This window comes from Kitasatospora sp. NPDC056651 (assembly GCF_042792155.1).
Classification (GTDB): Bacteria; Actinomycetota; Actinomycetes; order Streptomycetales; family Streptomycetaceae; genus Kitasatospora.
This window is the reverse complement of sequence record NZ_JBHTWX010000105.1, coordinates 1-26061: the sequence shown is the minus strand read 5'-3', so window position 1 is coordinate 26061 and position 26061 is coordinate 1. Positions and strand designations below refer to the sequence as shown.

20 protein-coding genes, 1 tRNA gene and 1 riboswitch are annotated in these 26061 nt (G+C 74.1%); of the genes, 14 read left to right on the top strand and 7 right to left on the bottom strand.

The window, feature by feature from the left end:
* Positions 1–254 precede the first annotated feature (254 nt).
* The 3 genes from ACFRAR_RS30835 (at position 255) to ACFRAR_RS30825 (ending at position 3733) form a co-directional block, all read left to right on the top strand.
* Positions 255–869 carry an RNA polymerase sigma factor gene (locus tag ACFRAR_RS30835; protein WP_380702144.1) on the top strand — a complete coding sequence of 205 codons (615 nt, stop codon included), beginning with the start codon at positions 255–257 and terminating at the stop codon, positions 867–869.
* Entirely contained in the window at positions 866–2281 is a 1416-nt protein-coding gene (locus ACFRAR_RS30830) for a hypothetical protein (RefSeq protein ID WP_380702142.1), read from the top strand. The genes ACFRAR_RS30835 and ACFRAR_RS30830 overlap by 4 nt, the downstream gene beginning before the upstream one ends.
* 258 nt (positions 2282–2539) lie before the next feature.
* A complete protein-coding gene (locus ACFRAR_RS30825) occupies positions 2540–3733 on the top strand; it encodes a hypothetical protein (protein ID WP_380702140.1) in 1194 nt (397 codons plus the stop codon).
* A gap of 147 nt (positions 3734–3880) precedes the next feature.
* On the opposite strand, the gene ACFRAR_RS30820 is transcribed toward ACFRAR_RS30825, so the two are convergent.
* Both ACFRAR_RS30820 and ACFRAR_RS30815 read right to left on the bottom strand, forming a co-directional pair.
* A complete protein-coding gene (locus tag ACFRAR_RS30820; RefSeq protein WP_380702138.1) occupies positions 3881–5380 on the bottom strand; it encodes an aminopeptidase P family protein in 1500 nt (499 codons plus the stop codon).
* Positions 5381–5506: 126 nt separating this feature from the next.
* Positions 5507–6982, bottom strand: a complete 1476-nt coding sequence (locus ACFRAR_RS30815; RefSeq protein ID WP_380702136.1) for a PP2C family protein-serine/threonine phosphatase — start codon at positions 6980–6982, stop codon at positions 5507–5509.
* Positions 6983–7594: 612 nt separating this feature from the next.
* On the opposite strand from ACFRAR_RS30815, the gene ACFRAR_RS30810 reads away from it, so the two are divergent.
* On the top strand, positions 7595–8227 hold the full coding sequence (locus ACFRAR_RS30810) for a bifunctional DNA primase/polymerase (protein WP_380702134.1): 633 nt from the start codon (positions 7595–7597) through the stop codon (positions 8225–8227).
* A gap of 228 nt (positions 8228–8455) precedes the next feature.
* Here the strand turns inward: ACFRAR_RS30810 and ACFRAR_RS30805 are convergent, their stop codons facing one another.
* The 4 genes from ACFRAR_RS30805 to ACFRAR_RS30790 all read right to left on the bottom strand — a co-directional run bounded on the left by ACFRAR_RS30805 (position 8456) and on the right by ACFRAR_RS30790 (position 12746).
* Positions 8456–9439: a DUF5926 family protein gene (locus ACFRAR_RS30805; protein ID WP_380702132.1), complete on the bottom strand. Its 984-nt coding sequence runs from the start codon at positions 9437–9439 to the stop codon at positions 8456–8458.
* Positions 9440–9508: 69 nt separating this feature from the next.
* The gene (locus ACFRAR_RS30800; protein WP_380702130.1) at positions 9509–9928 is read right to left on the bottom strand and encodes an ATP-binding protein; all 420 of its coding nucleotides are present in this window, start codon (positions 9926–9928) and stop codon (positions 9509–9511) included.
* Between the two features lie 421 nt (positions 9929–10349).
* Positions 10350–11174 (bottom strand): glycerophosphodiester phosphodiesterase, encoded by an 825-nt coding sequence (locus ACFRAR_RS30795; protein ID WP_380702128.1) that lies wholly within the window; start codon positions 11172–11174, stop codon positions 10350–10352.
* Between the two features lie 111 nt (positions 11175–11285).
* A complete protein-coding gene (locus ACFRAR_RS30790) occupies positions 11286–12746 on the bottom strand; it encodes a purine-cytosine permease family protein (RefSeq protein WP_380702126.1) in 1461 nt (486 codons plus the stop codon).
* Positions 12739–12883: riboswitch (TPP riboswitch) on the bottom strand. It overlaps the preceding gene by 8 nt.
* Positions 12884–13102: 219 nt before the next feature.
* Between ACFRAR_RS30790 and ACFRAR_RS30785 the strand changes: the two genes are divergently transcribed.
* The 7 genes from ACFRAR_RS30785 to ACFRAR_RS30755 all read left to right on the top strand — a co-directional run bounded on the left by ACFRAR_RS30785 (position 13103) and on the right by ACFRAR_RS30755 (position 20780).
* Positions 13103–14881 (top strand): S1C family serine protease, encoded by a 1779-nt coding sequence (locus ACFRAR_RS30785; protein WP_380702124.1) that lies wholly within the window; start codon positions 13103–13105, stop codon positions 14879–14881.
* Between the two features lie 63 nt (positions 14882–14944).
* A tRNA-Ser gene (locus tag ACFRAR_RS30780) sits at positions 14945–15032 on the top strand.
* 129 nt (positions 15033–15161) lie between these two features.
* The gene (locus tag ACFRAR_RS30775) at positions 15162–15989 is read left to right on the top strand and encodes a MerR family transcriptional regulator (RefSeq protein ID WP_380702122.1); all 828 of its coding nucleotides are present in this window, start codon (positions 15162–15164) and stop codon (positions 15987–15989) included.
* Positions 15990–16034: 45 nt separating this feature from the next.
* On the top strand, positions 16035–17258 hold the full coding sequence (locus tag ACFRAR_RS30770) for an MFS transporter (RefSeq protein ID WP_380702120.1): 1224 nt from the start codon (positions 16035–16037) through the stop codon (positions 17256–17258).
* A gap of 162 nt (positions 17259–17420) precedes the next feature.
* Entirely contained in the window at positions 17421–18785 is a 1365-nt protein-coding gene (locus ACFRAR_RS30765; RefSeq protein ID WP_380702118.1) for an FAD-binding oxidoreductase, read from the top strand.
* A 387-nt stretch (positions 18786–19172) separates the two neighbouring features.
* On the top strand, positions 19173–19499 hold the full coding sequence (locus tag ACFRAR_RS30760) for a hypothetical protein (RefSeq protein WP_380702116.1): 327 nt from the start codon (positions 19173–19175) through the stop codon (positions 19497–19499).
* Positions 19500–19949: 450 nt separating this feature from the next.
* Complete coding sequence (locus ACFRAR_RS30755) at positions 19950–20780, top strand: pyridoxal 5'-phosphate synthase (protein ID WP_380702114.1); 831 nt, start codon at positions 19950–19952, stop codon at positions 20778–20780.
* Between the two features lie 51 nt (positions 20781–20831).
* Here the strand turns inward: ACFRAR_RS30755 and ACFRAR_RS30750 are convergent, their stop codons facing one another.
* Positions 20832–21899, bottom strand: a complete 1068-nt coding sequence (locus ACFRAR_RS30750; protein ID WP_380702112.1) for a DMT family transporter — start codon at positions 21897–21899, stop codon at positions 20832–20834.
* Positions 21900–22051: 152 nt separating this feature from the next.
* Here ACFRAR_RS30750 and ACFRAR_RS30745 point away from each other — a divergent pair, with 152 nt between their 5' ends.
* The 3 genes from ACFRAR_RS30745 to ACFRAR_RS30735 all read left to right on the top strand — a co-directional run bounded on the left by ACFRAR_RS30745 (position 22052) and on the right by ACFRAR_RS30735 (position 26028).
* Positions 22052–22918, top strand: coding sequence for a glycoside hydrolase domain-containing protein (locus tag ACFRAR_RS30745; RefSeq protein ID WP_380702110.1), 867 nt, complete (start codon positions 22052–22054; stop codon positions 22916–22918).
* 46 nt (positions 22919–22964) lie between these two features.
* Positions 22965–24155, top strand: a complete 1191-nt coding sequence (locus ACFRAR_RS30740; RefSeq protein WP_380702108.1) for a hypothetical protein — start codon at positions 22965–22967, stop codon at positions 24153–24155.
* Between the two features lie 211 nt (positions 24156–24366).
* Complete coding sequence (locus tag ACFRAR_RS30735) at positions 24367–26028, top strand: long-chain fatty acid--CoA ligase (RefSeq protein ID WP_380702106.1); 1662 nt, start codon at positions 24367–24369, stop codon at positions 26026–26028.
* The last annotated feature ends 33 nt before the right edge of the window (positions 26029–26061 follow it).

Sequence of the window (26061 nt, the reverse complement as noted above, 5' to 3'; positions counted from 1 at the left end):
GCCGTCCCGGCCCTCCCGGAAATTTCTTCGAATCCGTCTGCAACCCCCGCCCCCGCCACACGTCCATGGAAGTGAGGGGCGGAAGGGGGCGGGCCATGGACGGCTGAAATGATCCTTCCGATCACGATCTTGATCAGGTGACCTGACGGGACGGCCGGTGCCGTCACCGTCCCGGGGGAAAGCGGAAGCGCATGTCCATGGCCATCGGGCCGACCGCCGTGCCGACAGGGGGGCGCGGCTTCTCCATCCGAGGGATGGTTGCCGCGTTGTTCGGCGCGCAGGAGGCCGGCGAGCCGCTCGCCGGTGTCGTCACCGAACAGGAGGCGAAGCAGCGCCGTTCCGGCTTCCGCCTGTTGCGCGGCGGCCGCAAGCCGGCCGAGGACCGGCCCACCCTGACCGACCTGTACCACGCCCACCGGCTCGGCCTGGTCCGGATGGCCGTCATGCTGGTCGACCATCAGGACCTGGCCGAGGACGTCGTCCAGGACGCCTTCACCCAGCTCTACCAGCGCTACGGCGAGGAGCTGGACGACCTGGACAACGCGCTCGGCTACCTGCGGACCTCGGTGGTCAACGGTGCCCGCTCGATGCTGCGCCGCCGCAAGACCGCCCGCGAGTACGTACCGCCGCACGTGGCCGACGCCCCGTCCGCCGAGGACCACGCGGTGCTCAACGACGAGCACCGCCGGGTGCTGGTTGCTCTGCAGGAGTTGACTCCCCGCCAGCGCGAGGTGCTGGTGCTGCGCTACTGGTCCGACCTGTCGGAGGCGCAGATCGCCGAGACCCTGGGACTGTCCCGGGGTGCCGTGAAGTCCACCGCCAGTCGCGCACTGGACGCCTTGGAAAAGCATCTGGAGAAGGTTCGATGACCGACAAGCTCCCCCGCCGCATCGGCGGCGACGGCGACGGGCCGGCCGAGACCCCGACGGAACGGCTGCTCCGCGAGGCGTTGACCGCGCGTGCCTCGATGGTCACGGCGAACAGCCTGCGTCCGGCCGCACCCCCGAAGAGCCGGATCCGCCGGCTGCGCCCGGTGTACGCCGTCACCGTGCCGCTCGGCCTGGCCGCCGCGATGGCGATCGGCGTGCTCGGCTTCCACGGGGAGCCGGTCGCCAAGGACCAGGTCCCGCCGCCGGCCGCGACCGTGACCACCTCGCCCAGCCCGACGCCCGAGCCGACCGGCGATCCCAGCCCGACGGCCGCCCCGAGCGAGACCACCGCCCCCACGGACGGGGCGACCGAGGTCCCGCTGGCCGACGGTCTCGCGTCCACCACCCCCCGGAACACCAACCCCCCGTTGACCCCGGCGAGTTCGTACAACCTCCGGGGCGTCAAGTTCAAGGTGCCGGCCGGCTGGAAGGCCGTTCCGGTCTCGGCCGACCGGGTCTGCGTCCTGAGCCCGGGCGCGCCGACCGAGGCGCAGGACGGTTGGTCGCCGCAGCAGTGCGAGCCGTACGGCGTGCTGGTCGTGGCCTACAACAGCCCGGACGAGATCGAGGGCGGCGCCTGGCCCACGATGGCCGATCTGGGCTCCGAGTCGGGCTGGGGCCACCAGCCGAACTGCCCGGTCTGGGGTCACCCGTACTTCCCCGCCAACGGCTATTCCTCGATCGGCGCCGCGGTGCGGACCAGGGACATCGTGGCCGGGAAGACGATCGACAAGACGCAGTGGCAGGTGACCTGCCAGCCGGGTGACACCTTCACGGCCCAGATGTGGGGGCTCAACTCGGACCAGGTGTACATCGTGGCGAACGGGCTGAAGCCCGACTACCAGCCCGCCCTGGTCTCGATCCTCGACACCCTGGACGTCAGCGGCCACCAGCCGCCGTCCTCCCAGGCGACGACGCTCGCCAACTCCGTCGGCGTCTCCGTGGACGGCCTCACCACCGGCCAGCAGGTGCCGAACGACGGCACCGCGACGACGTTCTCGGTCACGTTCAAGAACACCGGCAAGACCGCGTACGCCCAGGTGACCCCGCACGTGGTCGCCGAGTCGTACGGGGGCAGCCAGCCCGCCGTGCACGGGACGCTGGAGCGGCAGGACGGTGCGTCCTGGACCCCGGTGGACATCAACCGGCCGGTGGCGGGCAAGCCCACCGTCGACGGGAGCTTCGCGCTGGCCCCCGGGCAGAGCGTGACTCTGAAGTACCGGATGAAGCTGACCAAGGAGGACGGCGCCGGGGTGATGCCGGTGACCGCAGAGGCCCTGGTGATCCCGGCGGAGGGGATGCCCCAGACCGTCGGCACCCGGACCGTTCCGGTGCGGGTGGTCGTGAAGTAGCCTGCCACGGGCCGTCGTCGAGGCGCCGTGACCGGGGATCTCCCCTGGTCACGGCGCCTTTCGGGGTTCCGGGGGAGCCTGCGGAAAATATTTCGAACCGGGCTGCAACCCCTTGGGGGGATGGACGTCTATGTCAGTGAGAGGCGGGGGAGCGGCCGGCGAAGAGCCGGGGGGCTCGGGCCGACTCCACGGGGCGCGACAGTGGGCGCTCGTTCTTTCGGATCACACCATCACCTTGTCCTATGGGGGGACTGTCACATGAACGCGTCTGTTATCGCCCGTATTGCGAAGATCGTCCCGCTGGCCGTGGTCGCCGCCGTCGGTGTCGCGGCCTGCGGTCCGACGAACGGCGGGGCCTCCGTCGCCGCCTCCGTTCCGGTCGCCACGCCCGCGGCCACCTCGTCGGCCACGCCCGGCGCGGGCGCCGTCCCCGCCCCCACCACCCCGGCCGCCACCACTCCCGCTCCCACCGTTCCGGCCACCGCCGAGGCCCCCACCGACGCGCAGGCCCCCACCGTCGTGACCGCCGAGGCCGGTGCCCAGACGACCGCCAGGACCGCCGTCAAGGACGCGGCCAAGCCCGCCCCCGCCAAGCCCACCACCCCGTCCGGCGGAGGCGGCATCAAGATCGGCTTCAGCGGCCTGGACGTGAACGGCCGGATCAACCGGGGCGAGCTGGTGCCCTTTTCCGTCACCTGGAAGAACAACGACACCACCGGCACCCGCGCCGTGGCCCCCGTGGTCTCGACCCAGCCGTACGAGGGCGCGCCCTGCCCGCTGGTCTTCGGGGCGGCGGAGGGCACCCTGGAGCGCAAGGACGCCTCGGGCTGGAAGACGCTGGACCACCTCAGCCAGGGCACCGGGATGGACTACGCGGGCACGGGCGACGACGCGGCCTTCACCCTGGCCGCCGGCGAGAGCCGGACCATCGAGTACCGGGTCCGGCTGTCCACGGTCAACCGCCCGGGCGCGCTCGTGATCGAGGCGGACGCCCCCGTGCCGAACTCCAAGAACCACCTCGACATGGCGAAGGCCGTGTGGCACGGCGCGGTCGTCGACCCCGACGGCCCGTGGGTGAGCCGGGTGTCGACCACGGACCTCCGGACCGGGACGACCCCCGCCGAGTTCGGCTTCACCGTCACCGCGCCGAAGGGCACCGCGGAGCTGCGTCCCGAGGTGGTCGTGTCCAGCCCCTACGGCGTGAACGAAGGGGACGTCGTCCTGGAGGCGAAGACCGGCGGCGCGTGGACCCCGGTCGCGCTGCACGACGACTGCGGCGGCCTGACCGCCATCGCCCCGGCCGGGCTGGAGGTCGACCGCTCGGGCGACTCGGCCGAGTACGCCTTCCGGATCACGATGACCAAGCCCTCGCAGCACGGTGTGAAGGTCCAGGTGGGCGCCCGGGCGAACGACCACCGGAGCACCCTCCAGAACCTCTCCTCCGACCGGTGACGGCCCCGCACCCATGACCGAGGGCCCGGCCTCCCACTGCTCGGGAGACCGGGCCCTCTTGCACGGCCGCTACGACATGGCCCTACGGCGTGACCGCTACGGCACGGCGGCTACGGCACGGCGGCTACGGCATGGCCGCTACGGCGCTCAGGCCAGCGAGGCCATCCAGGCCTCGACGTCCTCGGCGCGGCGGGGCAGGCCGGCCGAGAGGTTCTCGTTGCCGTCGGCGGTGACCAGGATGTCGTCCTCGATCCGGACGCCGATGCCGCGGTACTCCTCCGGCACGGTCAGGTCGTCCTGCTGGAAGTACAGGCCGGGCTCGACGGTCAGCACCATGCCGGGCACCAGCAGCGCGTCGACGTGCTCCTCGCGGCGCGAGTGGGCGCAGTCGTGGACGTCCAGGCCGAGCATGTGGCCGGTGCCGTGCAGGGTCCAGCGGCGCTGGAGGCCGAGCTCCAGGACCTTCTCCACGTCGTACACGGAGGCGTCCAGCAGGCCCCAGGCGAGCAGCCGCTCGGCCAGCACGCGCTGCGAGGCCTCGTGGAAGTCACGGAAGCGGGCGCCGGGCCTGACCGCCGCGATGCCGGCCTCCTGGGCGTCGTACACCGCGTCGTAGATCCGGCGCTGGAGCTCGGTGAACCGGCCGTCGATCGGCAGGCTGCGGGTGACGTCGGCGGTGTAGAGGGTGCTGGTCTCCACGCCGGCGTCCAGCAGCAGCAGCTCGCCGGGGCGCACGTCGCCGTCGTTGCGCACCCAGTGCAGGGTGGTGGCGTGCGGGCCGGCCGCCGCGATGGTGCTGTAGCCGACGTCGTTGCCCTCGACCCGGGCGCGGCGCCAGAAGGTGCCCTCGATCCAGCGCTCCGAGGTGGCGACGGCCTGGCCCAGCTCGCGGACCACGTCGGTGAAGCCCTTGACGGTGGCGTCGCAGGCGGCGCGCAGCTCGCCGATCTCCCACTCGTCCTTGACCAGCCGCAGGCCGCTCAGGAACTCCTTGAACTCGGCGTCCTTGCCGGCGTCCAGGGCGTCGGCCAGCGCGGCCTCCAGGCCGGCGTCGTAGCCGCGGACGATCCGGGTCGGCACGGCGGCGTCGGCGGCCTTGGCGGCCAGCTCCTCGGCGGCCTCGCGCACGTCGAGGGCGGGCAGGCCGAGCAGCTGCTCCTGCTCGCTCAGGCTGTGGCGGCGGCCGACCCACAGCTCGCCGTAGCCGTCCAGCCAGAACTCGCCGTTCTCGCGGTTCGAGCGGGGCAGCAGGTAGAGCGCGAACTCGTGGCCGGCCGTGCCGGTCGGCTCGCCGACCAGCACCGCGTCCTCGGTCCGGTCGCCGGTGAGGTGGACGTACTCGCTGGCGGCGCGGAAGGCGTAGTCGCAGTCGTTGGAGCGCACCCGCAGGTTGCCGGCCGGGACGACCAGGCGCTCGCCGGGGAAGGCGGCGGACAGCTTGGCGCGGCGCTCGGCGGCGTACCGGGCCTGGGCGACGGGCGCGAGGCCGTGCAGCTCGGTGTCGGCCCAGCCGGACTTCATCGAGGCGGCCAGCTCGTCGGAGATCTCACCGTAGAGACCGTTCTTGCGGCCCACGAACTGCTCCGGCTGCTCGCCGCCCTCGGCCTCGGGGTTCTCGGCAACCGCGGGGGTACGGTCCTCGCTCACGTGCAACGCCTCCTTGGGGGGTGGTACCGCCGCCCGTCGGGGGAGGTGTCGGATCGCGACACGCGCGGGCGGCCGTGCGTCCATGGTACGGACGCCCGGCCGCCCGGATGCTCCGGGTTCGAACCGCTACTCGAAGCGGGCCGCCAGCAGCATCAGGTCGTCGGTGGCGGCGGGCGTCTCCGGGGCCGGGCAGACGGCCAGCAGGTGGGCGCAGAGCCGGTCCGGGTCGGTCCGCACGTCGCGCGGGGCGTCGGCGGCGGCCCGGCGCAGGTTGGCCTGCCCGGCGTGCAGGGTCGGGCCGCAGCGGCGGGCCAGCCCCTCGGTGTAGAGCAGCAGGGTGTCGCCGCGTTCGGCGGTGAACTCCACCCCGGGGGCCTCCCAGCAGGTCAGCATGCCGAGCGGGGCGGAGAGCGAGGTCTCCACGAACTCGGCGCCGTGCCGGCCGACCAGGACCGGCGGGCAGTGTCCGGCGCCGGCCAGGGTGATCCGGCGCTCCTCGGGCTCGACCCAGGCGTAGACGGCGGTGGCGGTGCGGGCGGGTTCGGTGGTCTTGAGCAGCAGCTCCAGGTCGCCCAGCACGGAGACCGGGTCCTCGCCCTCCAGCACGGCGTACGCCCGCAGCGCGGCCCGGACCCGGCCCATCGCGGCGGCCGCGCCGGGGGCGGAGCCGGGGCCGGCGCCGGGGCCGTCGCCGGAGACCGAGCCGACGGTGAGGCCGAGGGTGCCGTCCGGCAGCGGGATCGCGTCGTACCAGTCGCTGCCGGCGGAGTGCTCCAGGCCGGCCGGGACGAGCCGGGCGGCCAGTCGCAGTCCGGCCGCGTGGGGCAGCCGGTCCGGCAGCAGGCCGCGGCGCAGCGCCTCGGTGGTGCGCGCGATCCGGTCCGATTCCAGCTGCTTGGCGAGCAGCGGCGAGGCGATCTCGCAGTAGTGGCGGGCCAGCGAGCGCTGGCACTCGGTCGGTTCGGCGGGCCCGTCGTAGAACCAGAGGGCGGCCGCGAGCGGGCCGTCCTCGTCGGTGGCGAGCGGCAGGCCGAAGGCGCCGCCGAGGCCGAGGTGGACGGCGAGTTCGCGCAGCCGGGGGCCGATGGCAGGGTCCTCGGCGAGGTCGTGGGAGTGCAGCTGGTCGGGCCGGTCCTGCTCGCGCAGCAGCCGGGCCAGCAGGCTCTGTTCGGCCGGGACGGTCTCCAGGGCGCCGAGGCTGGCGCGGTCGAGGGCGAGGCCGACCGGCTGTCCGGGCCCGCCGCCGGGCAGCCTGGTGACCAGCATGCCGCGCCGGGCGCCGAGCATGGTGGCGCCGGAGGCGAGGACGGCGTCCAGGGTGGCGGCCAGGCCGCGGGTGCGGGCGAGCAGCTCGGTGTGCTCGTGCAGGCTGGTGATATCGGACAGGCGTCCGGCCAAACGGTCCTGCACGGCGGCGGAAGGTGCCGTGCGGTCGTCCGACGGGCCGTCCTCGCGGTCCGGGCAGGCCGGGTCGTCCTGGGCGTCGACGGAGCCGGGCGTTCCCGGCGGGTCGAGGACGGTGAGCCCGCCTGCGCAGCCGGGTCCGTCCGGCTCGGCGGTCGGCGTCGACGGAACGGCCGTCGACGGGTGGGACTCGTTCATGCCGCCACTCCTGACGCGGTGCTACGTGCCATGCGAAACCCCCAGATAAGGCCAATGTGGAGCGAGCACGGCCGAAGGGCGTGTTTCGCCTCGATTCGCTACTACTCGTCATTGATCGACAGCAATGCCACCACTTCTACACAGGCCATTCGGGGCATGTCCAGATCCAGGACGGCGCCGTGGCCGTTTCCTCATCCACCGTGCCCCGACCGGGGGCGCGGGGCCCGCGCACGCGCCGGCCGGGCCCGGAGGCATGGAGCGGGCCGCGAACGGGCAGAACCGGGAGGACGGTCCGGGCGGCCGTCCGGATCGTATGTCCGTGCCGCCCGTGAGCCGCTCCGGCCGGAACTCTCTCACTCGTACGGTGGAACCAAACGCGCCCGGGCGGCGTCCATCCGGTCGCGTACGGGATTCTCGTTCCAAGGGCTGTTCCAGTGCGCGGCCCTTTCAGTCGTGCTCCATCCCCGCTCCACGTCGAAGCCGCGCCGTCCGTCCTGCCGCCCGCCCCGCCCGTGCCGCCCGGGGCCGTGCCGCGGCGGGCCCGCGCGGAGGATCCCGACGGACGCCCGCGGGGTGGAGCGAACCGAGCGGTCAGGGAAAGGAACGAGCGCCATGCGTGAGAACCCGAAGGACCGGTCGGAGGCACGTGCCGCCCGACTGGCCGCGGCCCTGACGGCCGCCGTCGAACACCGCTGGCCCGTGGTGCCGGGCACCGTGCCGCGTGACGGCCGCTGCTCCTGCGGTGACCCGGACTGCACCGTCCCCGGCGCGCACCCGCACGACCCCTCGCTGCTGGCCGCCACCACGGACGCCAGGATGGTGCGCTGGTGGTGGGAGCGGCAGAGCCCGGACGCGCCGGTGCTGGCCGCCACCGGCTCCGCGGTGTCGGCGGTCAGCCTGCCCGCGGCGGCCGGTGCCCGGGCGCTGGTCTACCTGGGCGCGCTGCGGCTGCCGCTTGGCCCGGTGCTGGCGATGCCGGGCCGCTACGCGCTGTTGGTGGCCCCGTACTCGCTGGACGTGCTCGGTGAGATGCTCGCCCAACTCCCTTGGGTGCCAGGCTCGTTGCGCTATCACGGGCCGGGCGGCTTCCTGCCGCTGCCGCCCGGTGGCGCGGCCGGGAGGGTGCGCTGGGTGCTGGCGCCGCGGCCGGGCGCCGGCGGGGTGTGGCTGCCGCAGGTCGGGCCGCTGCTGGGGGAGTTGGTGGAGGCGACGGTCCGGCTGGACAGCGGACGTTCGGCCTACTGAGGGCGCCGGAACCGGGCCGGGCGTCGGGGCCGTCCGCGGGCGCCGGAGATCGGGCGCTCCGGAAAAAGAAAAGATCCGGCCGCTGGCGACGGGGGATGCACCAGCGGCCGGACTCTTTAGACAGTAACAAGGATCTGCGCCCGCGCCAATTTCCAAGACGCCCTGCACGCCCGGAAATTGCGCGTTCACCACGACAATGTGACGCGTATCACGCCGATCCCGCGTGCTTTAGTTCAGGGTGACCTGACGGTTCACCAGGTTCGCCCGGGCGCGCCGCTCCTCGGCGGTCAGCGGGGTCCCGTCGGCGAGCACCGCGGCGAGCCGCTCGGCGAACTCGGCGGCCGGCTTCTCGCAGTCGGCGGCGGTCATCGTGAGCGGGAGGTCCCACACCGGGACGGTCAGGCCGTGCGCGCGGAAGGAGCCGACCAGACGGGTGTCCGCGCCGAGCGAGGCCTCGCCGGCCGCGTTCAGCCGGGCCAGCGCGTCCAGCAGCTGCTCCTCCGGCACGGTCATCACCCAGCGCAGGTGGTTCTTGTCCGGGGTGCCGCACCAGTACGCGGCGTCCACGCCGGCGAGCTTCTCGGTCGGGATGGCCGAGGCGTTGGCGCGCTCCAGCGAGGCGGCGACCTCGCCGGCGGCGGACTCGGCGTCCTCCAGCCAGAACTCGAAGCCGGCGTGCACGGTGGGCTCGAACGCGGCGGTGGTGTCCAGCAGGTCCTGGAGGCGGCGCCCGCCCGGGACGGTCCGGCGGGCCGGCACGGGGCTGCCCGGCTCGGTGGCCAGGGCCAGCTCCAGGGCGTCGGCGAGGTCGCGGCTGAGGTCGCCCGAGGCGGACTGGGTCTGGAGGCCGAGCAGGATCGAGCCGTCCTGGCGGCGCAGGGCCGGCCAGGCCAGCGGCAGCACGGTGGCCAGGGTGACCGAGGGGACGTCACCGCTCGCGCCGTCGGCCACCCCGGCGGCCAGCTCCAGCGGCACCGTGGCGGCCGGCACCAGCTCGCGCAGCGCCACCCAGTCGGCCTCGCCCGGCAGGCCCTCGAACGGGCGGTGCACCAGCTCCTGCACCGCGTGCGAGGCCTCCCGGCCGTGGCACGCCTTGTACCGGCGGCCCGAGCCGCAGGGGCAGTCCTCGCGGGCCCCGACCGCGGGGATCTCGCCCGTGACGGCGGTGGTGGACTGGCGCTGCGGCGCCTTCTTGGCGGCCTTCTTGCCCATGCTGCGGCTCTCCCGGGAACGGTGGTCCTGTGTTCCGGGAAGCCTAACGACACATTCCCCGCGCCCGGCTCACGCGCTACGGGCATCGTCCCCGGTGCGCCGGGCGTGCCGGGCCCGGGCGGGCAGCGCGGCCCAGACCGTGACCTCGCCGGGGGAGTCGCGCACGCCCCAGTCGCTGGCGAGCTGGCCGACGATGCTCAGGCCGCGGCCGCCGCGCGAGGTCAGCGAGGGACTCGCGGGCAGCGGCCGGGTGGTCGCCCCGCCGTCGGTGACCTCCAGGGTGAGCACCCCGTCGGCGTGCATCTGCCAGCGGACCAGCACCCCGCCGTCCGGCTCGGCGGAGCCCTCGGCGGACTCCCGGCCGCCCGGTGCCGGGTGCGGCCCGGACGGGACGCCGACCAGCACCTGCCCGAGCACCTCGGCCCGGGCGCTGCGGCCCAGGGCCGCCAGCGGGCCGAGCGGACGGGCGTACCGACAGGCATTGCTCAACAGCTCGGAAAGGATCAGAACGGCATCATCGATGACCGGTTCCGGTATCTGCCGGTCACCCAGATCTCGACGCAGTCGGCGCCGCGCGACCCCGACACTCGCCGGGCCGTGCGGCACTGCCATGGTCGATGAGGTCGGCCCAGCTTCTATGGGCACAGCACGCGCCACCATCAACGCCACCCCCGGACCTCCTTCAGCGTTTGCCGAGGGAGAGATGCCCCTTGGTAATGCGTCGGAAACGAGCACCGGACGATCCCGCGAGTCCATTTCGAGCACAGCGACCGACAGTCGACATCAGGTCATTCCACGCTCACCCTCCGTCGCCCGGGTGAATGAATTCCGGCAATTTCGAGCAAGGAAGGTTTGACTGCCGACCAGAGTGATCGGATCGGACGGCTATCGCGCTCGGTGCGCGGGCGGATCACCGGCCGAGCTGCGCCAGCACCGCCGCGGGCCGGTTGGTGATGATCGCGGACACCCCGAGCTCCAGGCAGAGCTCGACGTCGGCCGGCTCGTCCACCGTCCACACGTGGACCTCGTGCCCCAGCTCGCGCAGCCGGGTCACCAGCTGCGGGCGGGCCCGCACCAGCTCGATGCCCGGACCGGCGATCCGCGCCCCGCCCGGCAGCGGCGAGCCCGCGCGCAGCCGGCCGAGCAGCGGCAGCTGCCGCTCGAACAGGAAGACCCGCCGGTACTCCGGCGCGGCGGCGGCCACCCGGTTCAGCGCGATCGAGGAGAAGCTCATGATCCGGGCGGACGGGCGGTCGCCCTCACGGTTCGCGCCGATCTTGAACCGCTCCAGCGTCCGCAGCAGCTCGGCCTCCACCCGGCCGCGGAAGCGCACCGGGTGCTTGGTCTCGATCGCCAGGTCCACCGGGCGGCCGCACTCCACCACCAGCTCCAGCAGGCGCTCCAGCCGCAGCACGCCGCGCAGCTCCGGGTCGGTGCTGGGGCGGCCGGTCTTCCAGGCGCCGAAGTCGTACGCCTCCAGCTCGGCGAGGGTCATCGCCGAGACGGTGCCCCGGCCGTTGGAGACCCGGCCGATCCGGCGGTCGTGCACGCACACCAGCGCGCCGTCGGCGGTGACCCGGACGTCGCACTCCAGCGCGTCCGCGCCCTCGTCGAGCGCGCGCCGGTAGGCCGCGAGGGTGTGCTCGGGCAGGGCGTGGGAGGAACCGCGGTGGGCGATCACCTGGACGGGAGGCGCGGTGCGCGCCGCCGCCGAGGACAGGTCTGGGCTGGTCACGGGCCCAACGATAGGCGGCGGAAGTGACGCGCGGACGAAGACGGCCCCAACCTGTGGGGCCGTCTTCGTCCGCGACTCGTCCTCGTGCCGGGCGCCTCGGCGCCGGCCGCCTCAGCCCCGGGCGCCCCGCCGGCTGAGCGGGGTGAGCGCCCAGGTGACCAGGGCCGGCACCAGGAAGGCGAACAGCGAGGCGGAGGTCCACTCCCGCGGGGTGAAGTGCAGCGCCTCCTGGGCGGAGGTCCAGAAGTCCGTCCACCAGCCGGCCACGGCGGTCGGCGCGATGAACTGGTAGACCGCGAAGCCCAGCAGCCACGGCAGCAGCATCAGCCAGCGGGACGGCGCGTCCGCGGAGAGGTTCCAGCCGTGCCGTCCGGCGCCGAGGAAGTAGTCCACCGCGAGCACCGCCAGCAGCGGCACGAACACCGAGCCGATCAGGCCGAGGAAGCCGTAGTAGGTGTCGGTGAACTCGTCGATCTGCAGCGCCAGCACGGTGATCAGGACGCCGATCGCGCCGGAGAGCACCCGGCGGTCCACCTTCGGCAGCAGGTTCTGCACCGACATCGCGGTCGAGTACACGTTGGCGAAGGACTGGTCCGTCTCGCGCAGCACCAGCACCAGCAGGAACAGCCAGCCGGCCCAGACCCCGAGGAAGGAGTCGAAGATCCGGTTCGGGTCGCCGTCCGACTGCAGCAGCGCCATCAGGCCGAGCACGTAGCACCAGACCTGGGCGATCGTGTAGCCGGAGAAGCTGCCCCAGAAGGCCGAGCGCGGGGTGCGCGAGTGCCGGGTGTAGTCGGCGGCCAGCGGAACGAAGGAGATCGACACCGCGATCATCGCGTCGGTGGCGCCCAGGAAGCCGTGCCAGTTGCCCGCGCCCGGGTCCGGCACGCCCTGACGGCCCAGCTGGACGGTGAAGTACACCATCGCCACCGCGACCGCCCCGGCCACGAACCGGCGCAGCACCGCGATCGAGCCCAGCGGCCAGATGGTCAGCGCGGTGGTCAGCGCGCCCGCGAGCAGGACGAACAGCCAGCGGTAGCCGCTGGTGTGCGCGACGGTCTGGGCGCTCGCCGAGATGGTCAGCAGCTCGAACACGCCCCAGCCGACGCACTGCACGATGTTCAGCACCGTCGGCAGGTACGACAGCCGGGTGCCGAACAGCCCGCGCAGGTTCGCCATCGCGGGGGCGCCGGTGCGGGCGCCGATCACCGCGGCCACCCCGAGCATCGCGGTGCCGACCGCCGTACCGACCGTGATCGCGGTCACCGCGGCGGCCAGCGACAGCTCGCTGCCGCGGGCGCCGAGCACGGTGGCGGCGGTGGAGAAGCCGATCAGGCTGACGCCCAGGTTCATCCAGAGCGCGAACTGGTCCCGGAAGCGCAGCGTGCGCGGCGGTTCGGTGTCCAGGACCAGCGGGGCCTCGACGTGCTCGACGTGCTCGGCGCGCTCGGCGCGCTCCAGGACGGCGGTCGCGGCGGTCCCGGTGGGTGCGCCGCCCGCGGGGGGCGTGGCACCGGGGAAATCCTCGGACGCGTTCGCGTCCGGAGAAGAGGATGGCGAAGCAGGCGGCATGGCCGATACTCCCTACGCCGGCATTACCCGGACAGGTTCCGGCGGTCAGCGCCCCCTCGAACGTCCGTCACTCCGGTGGCGTACGGTCGACATGCGCACTCTCAGCCTGGTGGGTCCAAGCTCCCGCGTGTCAGTTGTGAGCGACAGGCTAACCGGGACGGGGGCGAACCCCCAAGGCCGAGGGGTGCGCGGTCCGCATCGCGGGACACCCGGCGGGGAGGGGAGCCTCGGCCGACGGTACCGAGGTCGGGGCCGGCTAAGGATTCTTATGAGTTCTTCAGAGGGGTCCTTACGGCAATCGAATCGACAGTGCGAAAAACTATGGTCCTTGGTTCTGCCAGCTATGGAGGTCGTCCGTGAGCACCGAGCGCGAGGTTGGGCCCACCGGGCCGCAGGGGGAGCAGCCCGCCGGCCCGGGAGCGGCTGAGGCCGCTTCCGACGGCCCCGCTCAGGGCGGGCACCAGCCGACCATGGCGTTCCGCCGGGTGCCCGAGCCCGGGGCCGCGCCCGTCGACGGCGTCCCGGCGGAGGGTGTTCCGGCGGAGGGTGGGCACAAGCCCACCGTCGCCTTCACCAAGGTGCCCGCACCGGAGGCGCCCGTCGCGGAGGCGCCCGCCGCGCCCATCGCGCCCGCCGTCCAGGAGCCGGCCGTCGACCCGGCCACCGGCTACATCGACGCGCCGCCGCCGGTCCTGCCGCCCGCCCCGCCCGCCGCCCCGGCCCTGCCGCCGTCCGGCAACCCGTACGCCACCTCGGCCCAGGGCGTCCCGGCCGCCGGCGCGCACGAGGGGTACGGCGCGCACGAGGGGTACGGCGCGCACGAGGGGTACGGCGCCGCTCCGGCCGCCCCCGGCGCCCCCGCCGCGCACGGCCACCACCCGTTCGGGGCCGGTCAGCCGCTCGGCGGCTGGGGCCCCGCCCACGACTCCTCCGGCGGCGCCGGCTACCCCGGCGGCCCGGTCGGCTACCCGGCCGAGTACGCCGGCGGTCCCGGCGGCCCGGGCGGCCCGGGCAAGAAGCGCGGCGGCCTGGTCGCCCTGCTCGCGGCCGTCGCGCTGGTCGCCGGTCTGGCCGGTGGCGCGCTCGGCGTGACCGTCGCGAACCGCGCCGACAGCAGCAGCTCCGCGAACGACCACCGCAGCACCACCATCCAGGCCAGCGACACCCAGAAGAACGAGCCCAGCCCCGGCTCGATCGCCGCCATCGCGCAGAAGGCGCTGCCCAGCGTCGTCACCATCAAGGCGCAGGGCAACGGCGAGTCGGGCACCGGCACCGGCTTCGTCTTCGACACCGAGGGCCACATCCTCACCAACAACCACGTGGTCGCGCCGACCCTCAACGGCGGCAAACTGACCGTCAAGTTCGCCGACGGCAGCTCCTACAACGCCTCGGTGCTGGGCCACGCCGAGGGCTACGACGTCGCCGTCGTCAAGATCGACAACCCGCCCAAGAGCAAGCTGGCCCCGCTGCCGCTGGCCGACTCCGACAAGGTCAACGTCGGTGACGCCACCGTCGCGATCGGTGCGCCGTACGGCCTGGAGTCCACCGTCACCAGCGGCATCATCAGCGCCAAGGACCGCCCGGTGGCCTCCGGCGACGAGACCGGCGCGCAGGCCTCGTACATGAACGCCCTCCAGACCGACGCCTCGATCAACCCCGGCAACTCCGGCGGCCCGCTGCTCGACTCCGGCGGCGCCGTGGTCGGCATCAACTCGGCGATCCAGTCCAACGCCTCCGCCAACGGCCGGGCCGGCAGCATCGGCCTGGGCTTCGCCATCCCGATCAACCAGGCCAAGTGGGTCGCGGACACCCTGATCAAGACCGGCAAGCCGGTCTACGCCAAGCTCGACGTGCTCCGCAACGACGACTACAAGGGCGACGGCGCGCAGATCCAGACCAAGGACATCCAGGGCCAGCCGGCCGTCACCCCCGGCGGCGCGGCCGACAAGGCCGGCCTCAAGCCGGGCGACGTCATCACCAAGCTCGGCGGCGCCCCGATCGAGAACGGCCCCGCCCTGGTCAGCCGGATCTGGACGCACAAGCCGGGCGAGACCGTCGACGTCGAGTACACCCGCAACGGTCAGACCTTCAACACCAAGGTCACCCTGGCCGAGCGCGTCGGCGACCAGCCGTGACCTCCGGGCCCACCGAAACGTGTGCACCGAACCCCGCCGGACCCGTTAGGCTGACCTCCGCCTGGAGAGCTGCCCGAGCGGCCTAAGGGAACAGTCTTGAAAACTGTCGTGCGGTGACCCCGTACCGTGGGTTCGAATCCCACGCTCTCCGCCGGTAGGAGAACCACCTGCTCAGGGCGGGTGCCGACATCGTTCGGCACCCGCCCTCGGTGTTTTCCGGCGGGGCGCGGAAGGTCGGGGTTGACCCTGACACGGTGGCAGGGGGTGGAGTGGTCACACCATGTTGAACATCGGAGACTTCGCCAAGCACGGCCGGGTGTCGGTACGGATGCTGCGCCACTACGACGCGATCGGACTGCTGCGGCCCGCCCGGGTGGACCCGGTCAGCGGGTACCGCCTGTACGAGGCCGCCCAACTCGCCCGGCTCAACCGGGTGATCGCGCTCAAGGAGCTCGGCTTCACCCTGCAGCAGGTGCGGGCCGTCCTGGACGAGCGGCCGGACGCGGCCGAACTGCGCGGGATGCTGCGGCTGCGGCGGGCCCAGCTCGCCGAGGCGATCGCGGCCGACGAACTGCGGCTGGCCCGGGTGGAGGCGAGGCTCCGGACGATCGAGAGCGAGGGGACCATGTCCGCACACGATGTCGTCGTGAAGCCGGTGCCGTCCGTCCGGGTGGCCCAACTGACGGCAGTGGCCGCGAGTTACGAGCCGGAGGACATCGGGCCGGTGATCGGACCGCTGTTCGCCGAGCTGTGCCGGCGGCTGGCCGAGGCCGGGATCGAGGCGACCGGGCCGTCCGTCGCCGACTACCGGGACGCGCCGGAGGGCGACGGCTCGGTGCTGGTCCTGGCCGCCGTCCCGGTCGGCCCGTCGGCGCGGCCGGACGGGCACGGCTTCGAGGTGCGCGACCTGGCGCCGATCGAGGAGGCGGCGACCATCGTGCACCGCGGCTCGATGGACGCGGTGCTGGGCACCAGCCAGGAACTGGCCCGCTTCATCGAGGAGAACGGCTACCGCTCGGCCGGCTACGCCCGGGAGCTGTACCTGGAGTGCCCGGAGGACCCGGCCGGGTGGGTCACCGAGCTCCAGGAACCGGTCGTCCGCCGGTAGCGGCGCTTGCCCTCGACCGGGTCGAGGGCCCTAGCGTCGCCCGGCGTGACCACCACCACCGACGCACCGACCCGCGGCGCGGCGACCCGCCCCGCGCTGCCCCGGCCGTACCTGCTCTGGCTGGTCGGCACCCAGGCCGGGCTGCTGGGCGACGCGGCGCTGTACTTCGCCCTCGGCTGGGCCGCCTCCGCGCACGGCGGCGGCGCGGCCGGGCTGGTCCTGACGGCGATCACCGTGCCGCGCACCGCGCTGGTCCTGCTGGGCGGCGCGGTCGCGGACCGGTTCGGCGCCCGCCGGGTGATGCTCGCCGGGGACGCGGTGATGCTGGCCGCGACCGTCGCGCTGGCGCTGACGGCGGCCGACCGGGGGACGCCACTGTGGCTGCTGGTCGCGGCGGCGGCGGTGATCGGGACGGTCGACGCCTTCTACCTCCCGGCGAGCGGTTCGATGCCGCGCCGGCTGGTGCCCGCCGACCGGCTGCCCCGGGCGCTCGCCCTGCGGCAGGCCGGTGGGCAGGGCGCCGTCCTGCTCGGGGCGCCGCTGGGCGGCCTGCTGGTCACGGCCGGCGGGCTGTCCGGTGCGGCGGTGGCGGACGCGGTGAGCTTCGGGGTCGTGCTGCTGGTCCTGCTGCGGGTCCGGCCGGCGGCGGACGAGCCGACCGGCCCGCGGACCGGCCTGCTGCGCGAGGCGGCGTCCGGCGTCCGGCTCGCCCTGGCCGACCCGCTGCTGCGTGCCGCGCTGCTGCTCGCCGGCGCGGCGGCCGGGGCGCTGCTGCCGGTGGTGTCCCTGCTCGGTCCGCTGCTCGCCCGGGCGCACGGCTGGGCGGCGGGGACGGCGGGGCTGGTGAGCGGCGGGCAGGCGGCCGGGACGCTGGTGGTGGCGGGTCTGGTGGCCTGGCGGGGCGCACTGCCCCGGGCCGGTGTGGGAGCGGCGGCCGGGCTCTGCACGGCGTCGGCGGGGGCCGCGCTGCTGGCGCTGGCCACGGGGCCGGTCGCGGCGGTGGCCGGCAGTACGGTGGCGGGCCTCGGCTCGGGGCTCTTCGCCTGCCACCTCGGCCCGCTGGTGCTGACCGGCGCGCCGCCGACTCATCTGTCGCGGGTCCAGGCGCTGCTGACGCTCGTGCAGAGCGTGGCCCTGGCGCTCTCCAACACCCTGCTGGGCCTGCTCGCGGACGCGGCGGGTGCCGTCCTGCCCACCCTCCTCTGCGCCCTCGCCACCGCCGCCGCCGGCCTGACGGCCCTGGCCGGCCCGGCCCTCCGCCGTGCCTGACCGGGCCCTCGTCGGCTCCGCCCTGTCCCGCCGGGTGCTTCGCCGTTCTCCCCGCTCCTCCTGCCCGCCTCTCCTTCCCGCCGCGGCCCACTTGCCCGGGTACCGGGCGGCGGGCAGAGTGCGGAGGTGGAGGCGGCCGGGCGGCGGCGACTGGAGGCGGCGATGAGTGATCTGACGGACCGGCTGGCGCGGGGGCTTCCGGACGGGGCGGTCGTGGTGGACCCGGACGTGACCGCCGCGTACCGCCACGACATGGCGGGCTTCTGCACGGCCGGGCTGCCCGCCGTGGTGGTGTTCCCGGAGACGGTCGAGCAGGTGCAGCACGTGATGCGCACCGCGACCGAGCTGCGCGTCCCGGTGGTGCCGCAGGGGGCCCGGACCGGCCTGTCGGGTGCGGCGAACGCGGTGGACGGCTGCGTCGTGCTGTCGCTGGTGAAGCTGAACCGGATCCTGGAGATCGACCCGGTGAACCGGATCGCGGTCGTCGAGCCCGGCGTGGTGAACGCCGAACTCTCGCGTGCGGTCGAGGAGTTGGGCCTCTCGTACCCGCCGGACCCGTCCAGCTGGGAGTCCTGCACGATCGGCGGCAACATCGGCACCGGCGCGGGCGGGCTCTGCTGCGTGAAGTACGGCGTCACCAGCGAGTACGTGCTCGGCCTGGACGTGGTGCTGGCGGACGGGCGGCTGCTGTCCACCGGTCGCCGCACCGCGAAGGGCGTGGCCGGGTACGACCTGACCAGGCTGTTCGTCGGCTCGGAGGGGACGCTCGGCGTGGTGGTCCGGGCGGTTCTGGCGCTGCGGCCGGCGCCCGCTCCACAGCTGGCGCTGGCGGCGGAGTTCCCGAGCGCGGACGCGGCCGGGGCGGCGGTCTGCGAGGTGATGGCGCGCGGTCTGACCCCGTCGCTGATGGAGCTGATGGACGCGGTCTCGGTGCGGGCCGTCAACGAGCTGGGGCGGATGGGGCTGCCGGAGTCGACCCAGGCGTTGCTGCTGGTGGCCTTCGACGGGCCGGACCGGGAGGCCGGGCTGGCCCGGGTCGCCGAGCTGTGCCGGGCGGCCGGGGCGACCGAGGTGGTGCCGGCCGAGGACCAGGCGGAGTCCGATCTGCTGCTGGCCGCCCGGCGGATGGCGCTGCCCGCGCTGGAGCGGTTGGGCACCACGATGATCGACGACGTGGCGGTGCCGCGCTCCCGGCTGGCGGAGATGCTGAGCGGCGTGGCGGTGATCGCCGAGCGGCACGGGCTGACCATCGGGGTGGTCAGTCACGCCGGGGACGGCAACACTCACCCGATCGTCATCTTCGACGCCGCGGACGAGGAGCAGACGGCCCGTGCCCAGCGTTCCTTCGACGAGATCATGGCGCTCGGCCTGGAGCTGGGCGGCACGATCACCGGTGAGCACGGGGTGGGTCTGCTGAAGCGGGACTGGCTGGTCCGCGAGCTGGGCCCGGTGGCGCTGGACCTGCAACGGCAGGTGAAGGCGGTCTTCGATCCGCTGGGAATCCTGAATCCCGGCAAGATGATCTGATGATCTGTGAATGACTGGAAAGTCGACATGGAAGGGTGATCGAACTTTTCAGGGGCGTGTTCACGGTTCGTGCGCGCCGGGGTGGTGCGCCCGGCGGTTCGTGTGATGCTGTCGCGCCGCTCCCCGAGGGGTGATCATCGGTGGCCGCCCGGTCGAAGTCCCAGCTCAGATGAGGCGTGCCGGCGTGCTGTCCGCATTCTCCGGCGTTATGCGCGGCCTGACCGGATATCACGCGAACGGGCGAAATTGGCCGTACGGGCTAGCGCTTTGTCGATTTGTTGCGGAAGGCTGTCCTCCGGCGTCGCAGCCCGCAGGTGTTCGTCCCGTCGACGAACCTTGCAGACCTTGATCGACCTCTGCACGATGAACGGTTTCCCTGGAGGCTCCATGGTTCGTATCCGCGCCCGCCGGGTGCTCGGACTCCCACGTGTCGGCCCGCTCGTCGGCCCACTCGCGGCCGGTCTGCTGCTGGTCGGGGCCGGCGCCGCCGCCGGCGACGGCTCGGTCGCCGACAGCGGCTCGGTCTCCGACAACGGCGCCGGCAACGTGTTCGGCGGGATCGACGGCAACCACGTCTCCACCCAGCAGACGGCCACCGGCACCGGTGCCTCGAACCAGGACAACACCCTCGCGGCGAAGGACAACGCGGGCAACGTCCTGGCCGGCCAGGGCGACAAGAACATCAACGTCATCTTCGCTCCGGCCTCCCACTGACCGACTGCCCACCACGGAAGGCGGGGGCGCCTGACGTGGGTGGCCTCGGGGGAGCCGAGCGCACCGCACCGGAGCAACGCATCGATCCGACGCGTCACACCGGAGGGAACAGCGCATTCGACCGGCCGGCGGAAAGGGTCACCGCGAAACCGGTCTCATGGGCGGTGCCGCCATCGGCACCGCCCACGCGTGCGTCCGGCGCCGGACACACGTGCCGGACGCGCACGTGCCGGACCTCCCCGCCGGACCTCCCCGCCGGATCTCCGTGCCGGACCTCCCCGCCGGATGTCCCGCCCCGACCGGCCCGGATCCGCCCACCGAGGGCCCGCGCCCGGAGCCGTGGAAGCACGACGGTACGGTTGCGCTCCGACAGCGCACCCACGTGCCCGGGCCCGGAAGGACCGGCCCGGGCGGGGCGGCGACCGCGGCAATCGGAAGAAAGGGCGTGCGATGGCGGCGGAGGAGGAGGGCCTGACCGGCCCGGACGGAGCCAGGCCCGCACCGGAGCCGGAGCGGACGCCGCAGTCCGGTTCGGAGCCCGGCCCGGCGCCGGTACCGGAGGCACGCCCGGAGCAGCAGGCCGAGCCGGTCCGCGAGCACCGGCCGGGGCCCGGGTCCGTCCCCGAGCTGCTGCTCGGCCGTCCGCCGATGGCCCGCCCGCTGCCGTCCTTCGACCACGAGGCCGCCCCCGCCGAGCCCGGCCCGCTGTTCGTGGACTGGCTCGCCACCGCGCTGTACGCCGGTGTGCTGGACCCGCAGGCCTTCACCCTCTCCACCGTCGACACCGACGGCATGCCGGACGCCCGGGTGCTGGTGCTGCGGGACGTCGACGCGGCCGGCACCGGCTGGAACTTCTCCGCGGACGCCCACAGCCCCAAGGGCCGCCAGCTCGCCGACCACCCGGCGGCCGCGCTGACCGTCTACTGGCCGCAGCTGGGCCGCCAGGTGCGGGTGCGCGGCACCGTCGAGCGGGCCGCCGACCTGGTCGCCGCCGCGGAGTTCGCCACCCGCTCGCCCGCCGCCCGCGTCGGTGCGCTGGTCGGGCGGCAGAGCGAGCCGCTGGGCTCGTTCGCCGAGTACGACGAGGCGGTGGCGGTCGCCCGGCGCCGGCTGGAGGCGCACCCGGACTCGGTCGCACCCGGGCACGCGGTCTACACCCTGTGGGCCCATGAGGTGGAGTTCTGGCAGGGCGACACCGGGCGCCGGCACGTCCGGCTGCGCTACACCCGCACCGGCCCGGTCAGCTCCCCGGCGTGGTCGCGCATCCTGCTCTGGCCGTAGGGCCTCCCCGTCCCGAGCTCACGGGACGGAACCCCCAGGGCCTGTCCGGCCCTAGCGCCGTCCGGTCAGCGTGGCACCCACGCTGGCCGCCACCACGCAGCCGATACCGGCCAGCTGCGGCAGGCCCAGCAGCTGGCCCAGCACCACCAGTCCGACCAGCGCGCTGACCGCCGGCTCCAGGCTGACCAGCACGCTGAACACCCGCTGCGGCATCCGCCGCAGCGCGGTCATCTCCAGCGCGTACGGGATCACCGGCAGCAGCAGCGACACCCCGGCCACCGCGGCGAGCAGTCCCAGCGGCGAGGCACCGGGCTCGGTCAGCCCGTGCCAGGCGTCGCCGAGCCCGAACGGCGCCAGCGTCAGCGCGCCGACCGTCATCGACACCGCCAGGCCCTGGAACCCCTGGAAGGTCGCGCCGACCTTGTCGGTGAACAGGATGTACAGGGAGTAGCAGGCGGCCGCCCCGAAGGCGTACAGCAGGCCGACCGGGTCGAGCGACCCGCCGCCGTCCCCCTCGCCGAGCAGGGTCAGCAGCACCACGCCCGCGGCCGCGAGCAGTGCCCAGAGCAGGTGGCTGGCGCGCCGGGCGAAGACCAGGGCGACGGCGAGCGGGCCGAGGAACTCGATGGTCGCGGCGGTGCCCATCGGCAGCCGGTCGATCGCCCCGGCGAACAGGAAGGTCATCCCCGCCGAGGCCATGCCGAGCAGCGCGGCCGCGCCGAGGTCGCGCGGGCGCTTGTCGCGCAGCTTCGGCCGGGTGAGCGCGAGCAGGATGACGGCGGCGAAGCCGAGCCGCAGGAAGGTCGTGCCGCTGACCCCGAGCGGGCCGAACAGCGGCTTGGACAGGGCGATGCCGGTCTGCACCAGGAACATCGCGGCCAGACAGAGAAGCGGCGCCGGGATGCTGTCCGGGCGCCGCAGGATCTTGCCGATCCGGCCGGTGGACCGGCCGGGGTGGATCTCGGGTGGCGCCGTGGGGCCGGGCGCCCCGCCTCGTCGCCAGCCGCCCCGTTCGCCGGCAGGCTCGCCCTTGGGGGCGGGCGGCATGGCCAGGGCCTCGGTGACGGCGGGAGCCGACGATGAGGCGGCGGGGGTTTCGCTGGTATGGGACGCGGGCATATTCGTGAGTTTGCCGTAAGGAGTGACCAACCAGCAAGCTCGTTACAAAAATCGGGACGGAACCGGACGGGTGCGTCCGAAAGGGTGGACTCGTCCGGGCGTCGCGGCGTGGCTGCCGCGATCATCCGACGGTCCGTCAGTAACAAGGCGGGGTGCGCTATCTCCGTCCTGCGGCCCTCCTCGCTGCCGCCCTCGTGCTCCTGCTGGCCACCGACGGGACGGGCGCGAGCGCCGAAGTCGCCGCCCGGGCCGCCGCCCCCCGCATCCGGACCGTCACGCTCCCCGACCGGGGCGGGCCGGTCCGGCCCCTCGAGACCTGGAGCGGCCCCGCCTTCGACGCCTGCACCGCACCGCCGCTCGACACCCTGCGGGCCTGGCGCGGCGCCTCCCCGTACGGAGCGGTCGGCATCTACACCAGCGGCTCCCAGCGCGGCTGCGGCCAGCCCAGGCTCACCGCCGACTGGGTGCGCCAGGTGCGGGCGATGGGCTGGCGGTTCCTGCCGGTGCACGTCGGGCTGCAGGCGCCGTGCGCGGACCTGAGCCGCAAGCCGAAGCGGATCGACCCCGCGAAGGCCGCGGAGCAGGGCCGGGAGGAGGCGGACGAGGCGGCCCAGGCGCTGCGCTCGCTCGGCCTCGCCGGCGGCAGCCCGGTCTACCTGGACATCGAGGCCTACCCGATGCGCGACCCGGCCTGCGGCCAGGCCGTGGTCGACTTCACCCTCGGCTGGACGGCCGGCCTGCACGCCGCCGGCTACCGCTCCGGCTTCTACTCCAGCCTCGACTCGGGCATCTCGGACCTCGCCGCCGCCGCCCGGGCCGGCAGCTCCCCGATGCCCGACGCGCTCTGGTACGCCCGCTGGGACGACCAGGTCGACACGGCCGGCTCCGGCGGCCTGGCCCCCGACCTCTGGAGCTTCCACCAGCGCGTCCACCAGTACCACGGCAACGTCGAGGAGACCTTCAACGGCGCCACCCTCGCCGTCGACCGCAACCTCGTGGACGGCCCGACCGCCGGCTGAGACCCCGCGGGTAGGGTGACCCCCGATCCGGTACGGGGGGAGCGGCATGGCGAACGGTCAGGGGTACGGCGGCGTGAACGGGTACGGCGCGCCGCCGCCGCGGAACCCGTACGGGCCGGCGGCGCACGGGGCGAACCCCTACGCCCAGCCGGTGCCGCCACCGCAGCCGTACCCGCCGCAGCAGGCCCAGCCGGTGCCCCAACCGCCGTACTCCGCGGCGCGGTTCGGCTCGTCCCCGCAGCCCGGAGGCGGCTTCCCCGGCCCCGCGCCGCGCCGCAACCGCCTGGTCGTGCTGCTCCAGTTCCTGCTCCAGTGGATCTACGCCCCGCTCTGGATCCTCGGCCTGGTGGGCTTTTTCGTCCTGCTGATCCTGGCCGACAACGTCGGCGGCGGATCCGGCCCGAACTCCGACGGCTGGCTGAAGGTGAACCGCGGCTTCATCCCGCCGCGCCGCCTGCGCGCCGAGCTCACCGGCCGCCCGGAGCACTGGGAGCGCTACGTCACCCCGGTCCTGGCCCGCCGGATCGCCGCTGCCGAGGCGGCCCACGCGGCCGGTGGCGGTGAGCTGCGGGCCGACCACGGCCGGGTGGTGGAGGTCGGGCTCGCGCTGCGGCTCTACCGCGGCCTCGGCGCGGTCGGCGTGGTCCGGCTCGCCGAGCGGCGGGGTTGGCACGGCGTGGTGTCCGGGACCGACGCCGGGCACGTCCGGCTCGCCCGCCACTTCCCCGCCCCGGCCGCCCCGCACGCGCCGTCCCCGCAGGACCCGCCCGCCGCGCCCGGCACCCCGTGGGGCCCGCAGCCGGTCCGCTTCGCGCCGCTGCTGCCGTTCGTCTTCCTGCTCCAGACCGTCTACGCCCCGGTGTACGGCCTGCTCACCTGCTGGGTGAGCCGCACCGAGCCCGACTACTGGGACCGCTGGGCCGCCCGCTGGACCGTCGGCCCGCGCGCCTTCCGGGCCGAGTTCACCAACAGCCCCGCCGCCTGGGACCGCCACATCCGCCGGATCCTCAAGCGCGACGCCACCCGCGAGCTCGACCGCGCCGCCGACTCCTACCGCGCCCTCACCGCCCCCGACGGCACCTTCCTGCGCCGCATCCACCTCGCGCGCGCCACCTATCGCGGCGCCGGCGCGCACCAGGCCCTGCGCGTCGCCGCCGAACAGGGCTGGATCCTCGACCCCGCCTACGCCCCCGACCCGGCCAACTCCCTCCGCCTCGCCCGCCCCGACCGCGTCTGACCACACCTGGCCACACCTGGTCGCGACCGGCCGGGCCTGACGGCATCCGACCGCAATCCTGCGGAACCGGGACGAATCCGTGATCCGCGCAACGGGTCCGAGGTACTGACACGGCGGGGTACGGGCGGCACAATCGGGCACGTCCGCGCGCATTACCGCCCGGTAGGTGTCCGCGGGCGCAGCCGCAGTGCCGCCAGGTCAAGGAGGACCCGTGTTCAGCACGATGCAGGACGTCCCGCTCACCGTCGCCCGAATCCTGAAGCACGGGGCCACGATCCACGGCCGTTCGACGGTGACCACCTGGGATGGCACGGGGCCGGTCGTCCGCAGCTACGCGGAGGTGGGCGCACGGGCCGCGCAGCTCGCCTGGGCGCTGCGCGACGAGCTCGGGGTGACCGGGGACGACCGGGTCGCCACCCTCATGTGGAACAACGCCGAGCACCTGGAGGCGTACCTCGCCGTCCCCGCGATGGGATCCGTACTGCACACGCTGAACCTGCGCCTGCCCGCCCAGCAGCTGTCGTTCATCGTCGACCACGCCGCCGACCGGGTGGTCATCGTCAACGGCACCGTCCTCCCGCTGCTCGCCGCCGTGCTGCCGGACCTCGCGCCGACCCTCAGGCACATCGTGGTCAGCGGCCCCGGGGACCGCTCGGTGCTGGCCGGTTTCGCGGGCGGCGTGCACGACTACGAGGAGCTGATCGCCGGCCGGCCCACCGAGTACCCCTGGCGGGACGACGTCGACGAGCGGCAGGCGGCCGTGCTCTGCTACACCTCGGGCACCACCGGCGACCCGAAGGGCGTGCTCTACAGCCACCGCTCGGTCTACCTGCACTGCCTCCAGGTCAACACCGGCGACAACTTCGCCTTCACCCCGCGCGACACCGCGCTGCCGGTGGTCCCGATGTTCCACGTGAACGCCTGGGGCATCCCGCACGCGGCCTTCATGTCCGGTGCCAACCTGCTCATGCCGGACCGCTTCCTCCAGCCCAAGCCGATGGCCGAGATGATCGCCGCCGTGCGCCCGACCGTCAGCGCCGCCGTCCCCACCATCTGGAGCGGTCTGCTGGACGAGCTCGACGCGGGCGACTACGACACCTCCAGCCTGCGCATGGTGGTCATCGGCGGCAGCGCCTGCCCGCCCGCGCTGATGAAGGGCTTCGAGGAGCGCCACGGCATCCGGGTGCTGCACGCCTGGGGCATGACGGAGACCTCCCCGCTCGGCTGCTTCGCCCAGCCGCCGGGCGGCCTCACCCCCGAGCAGGAGTGGCCGTACCGGATCACCCAGGGCATCTTCCCGGCCTCGGTCGAGGCCCGGCTGACCGGCCCGGGCGGCGAGCGGATGCCGCACGACGGCATCTCGGCGGGCGAGCTGGAGGTGCGCGGCCCGTGGATCGCCGGGGCGTACTACGGCGGCGCCGGCCAGGACCCGGTCCGCCCGGAGGACAAGTTCTCCGAGGACGGCTGGCTGCGCACCGGCGACGTCGGCACCATCACCGCCGACGGCTACCTCACCCTCACCGACCGGGCCAAGGACGTGATCAAGTCCGGCGGTGAGTGGATCTCCTCGGTCGAGCTGGAGAACGCCCTGATGGCCCACCCCGACGTGGCCGAGGCCGCCGTGGTCGCCGTCCCGGACGAGAAGTGGGGCGAGCGCCCGCTGGCCACCGTGGTGCTGCGCCCGGGCGCGGCCGTCGGGCTCAAGGAGCTGCGGGCCTTCCTGGGCGAGCGGATCGCCTCCTGGCAGCTGCCGGAGCGCTGGTCGATCGTGGAGTCGGTGCCGAAGACCTCGGTCGGCAAGTTCGACAAGAAGGTGATCCGGGCCGGCTACGCGGCCGAGGAGCTGGACGTCACGGTGCTCGGCAAGGAGTGACCGCGAGAAGGGCCGGCCGCCCCCGTTCCGAAC

What these genes read in the sequence shown, in the direction of transcription:
- ACFRAR_RS30805 (WP_380702132.1), bottom strand. Translation starts at nt 9,439, where the DNA reads ATGGGCAAGAAGGCCGCCAAGAAGGCGCCGCAGCGCCAGTCCACCACC.
- ACFRAR_RS30835 (WP_380702144.1), top strand. Translation starts at nt 255, where the DNA reads ATGGTTGCCGCGTTGTTCGGCGCGCAGGAGGCCGGCGAGCCGCTCGCC.
- ACFRAR_RS30760 (WP_380702116.1), top strand. Translation starts at nt 19,173, where the DNA reads ATGGTTCGTATCCGCGCCCGCCGGGTGCTCGGACTCCCACGTGTCGGC.
- ACFRAR_RS30815 (WP_380702136.1), bottom strand. Translation starts at nt 6,982, where the DNA reads ATGAACGAGTCCCACCCGTCGACGGCCGTTCCGTCGACGCCGACCGCC.
- ACFRAR_RS30830 (WP_380702142.1), top strand. Translation starts at nt 866, where the DNA reads ATGACCGACAAGCTCCCCCGCCGCATCGGCGGCGACGGCGACGGGCCG.
- ACFRAR_RS30810 (WP_380702134.1), top strand. Translation starts at nt 7,595, where the DNA reads ATGCGTGAGAACCCGAAGGACCGGTCGGAGGCACGTGCCGCCCGACTG.
- ACFRAR_RS30790 (WP_380702126.1), bottom strand. Translation starts at nt 12,746, where the DNA reads ATGCCGCCTGCTTCGCCATCCTCTTCTCCGGACGCGAACGCGTCCGAG.
- ACFRAR_RS30740 (WP_380702108.1), top strand. Translation starts at nt 22,965, where the DNA reads ATGGCGAACGGTCAGGGGTACGGCGGCGTGAACGGGTACGGCGCGCCG.
- ACFRAR_RS30750 (WP_380702112.1), bottom strand. Translation starts at nt 21,899, where the DNA reads ATGCCCGCGTCCCATACCAGCGAAACCCCCGCCGCCTCATCGTCGGCT.
- ACFRAR_RS30755 (WP_380702114.1), top strand. Translation starts at nt 19,950, where the DNA reads ATGGCGGCGGAGGAGGAGGGCCTGACCGGCCCGGACGGAGCCAGGCCC.
- ACFRAR_RS30825 (WP_380702140.1), top strand. Translation starts at nt 2,540, where the DNA reads ATGAACGCGTCTGTTATCGCCCGTATTGCGAAGATCGTCCCGCTGGCC.
- ACFRAR_RS30775 (WP_380702122.1), top strand. Translation starts at nt 15,162, where the DNA reads ATGTTGAACATCGGAGACTTCGCCAAGCACGGCCGGGTGTCGGTACGG.
- ACFRAR_RS30765 (WP_380702118.1), top strand. Translation starts at nt 17,421, where the DNA reads ATGAGTGATCTGACGGACCGGCTGGCGCGGGGGCTTCCGGACGGGGCG.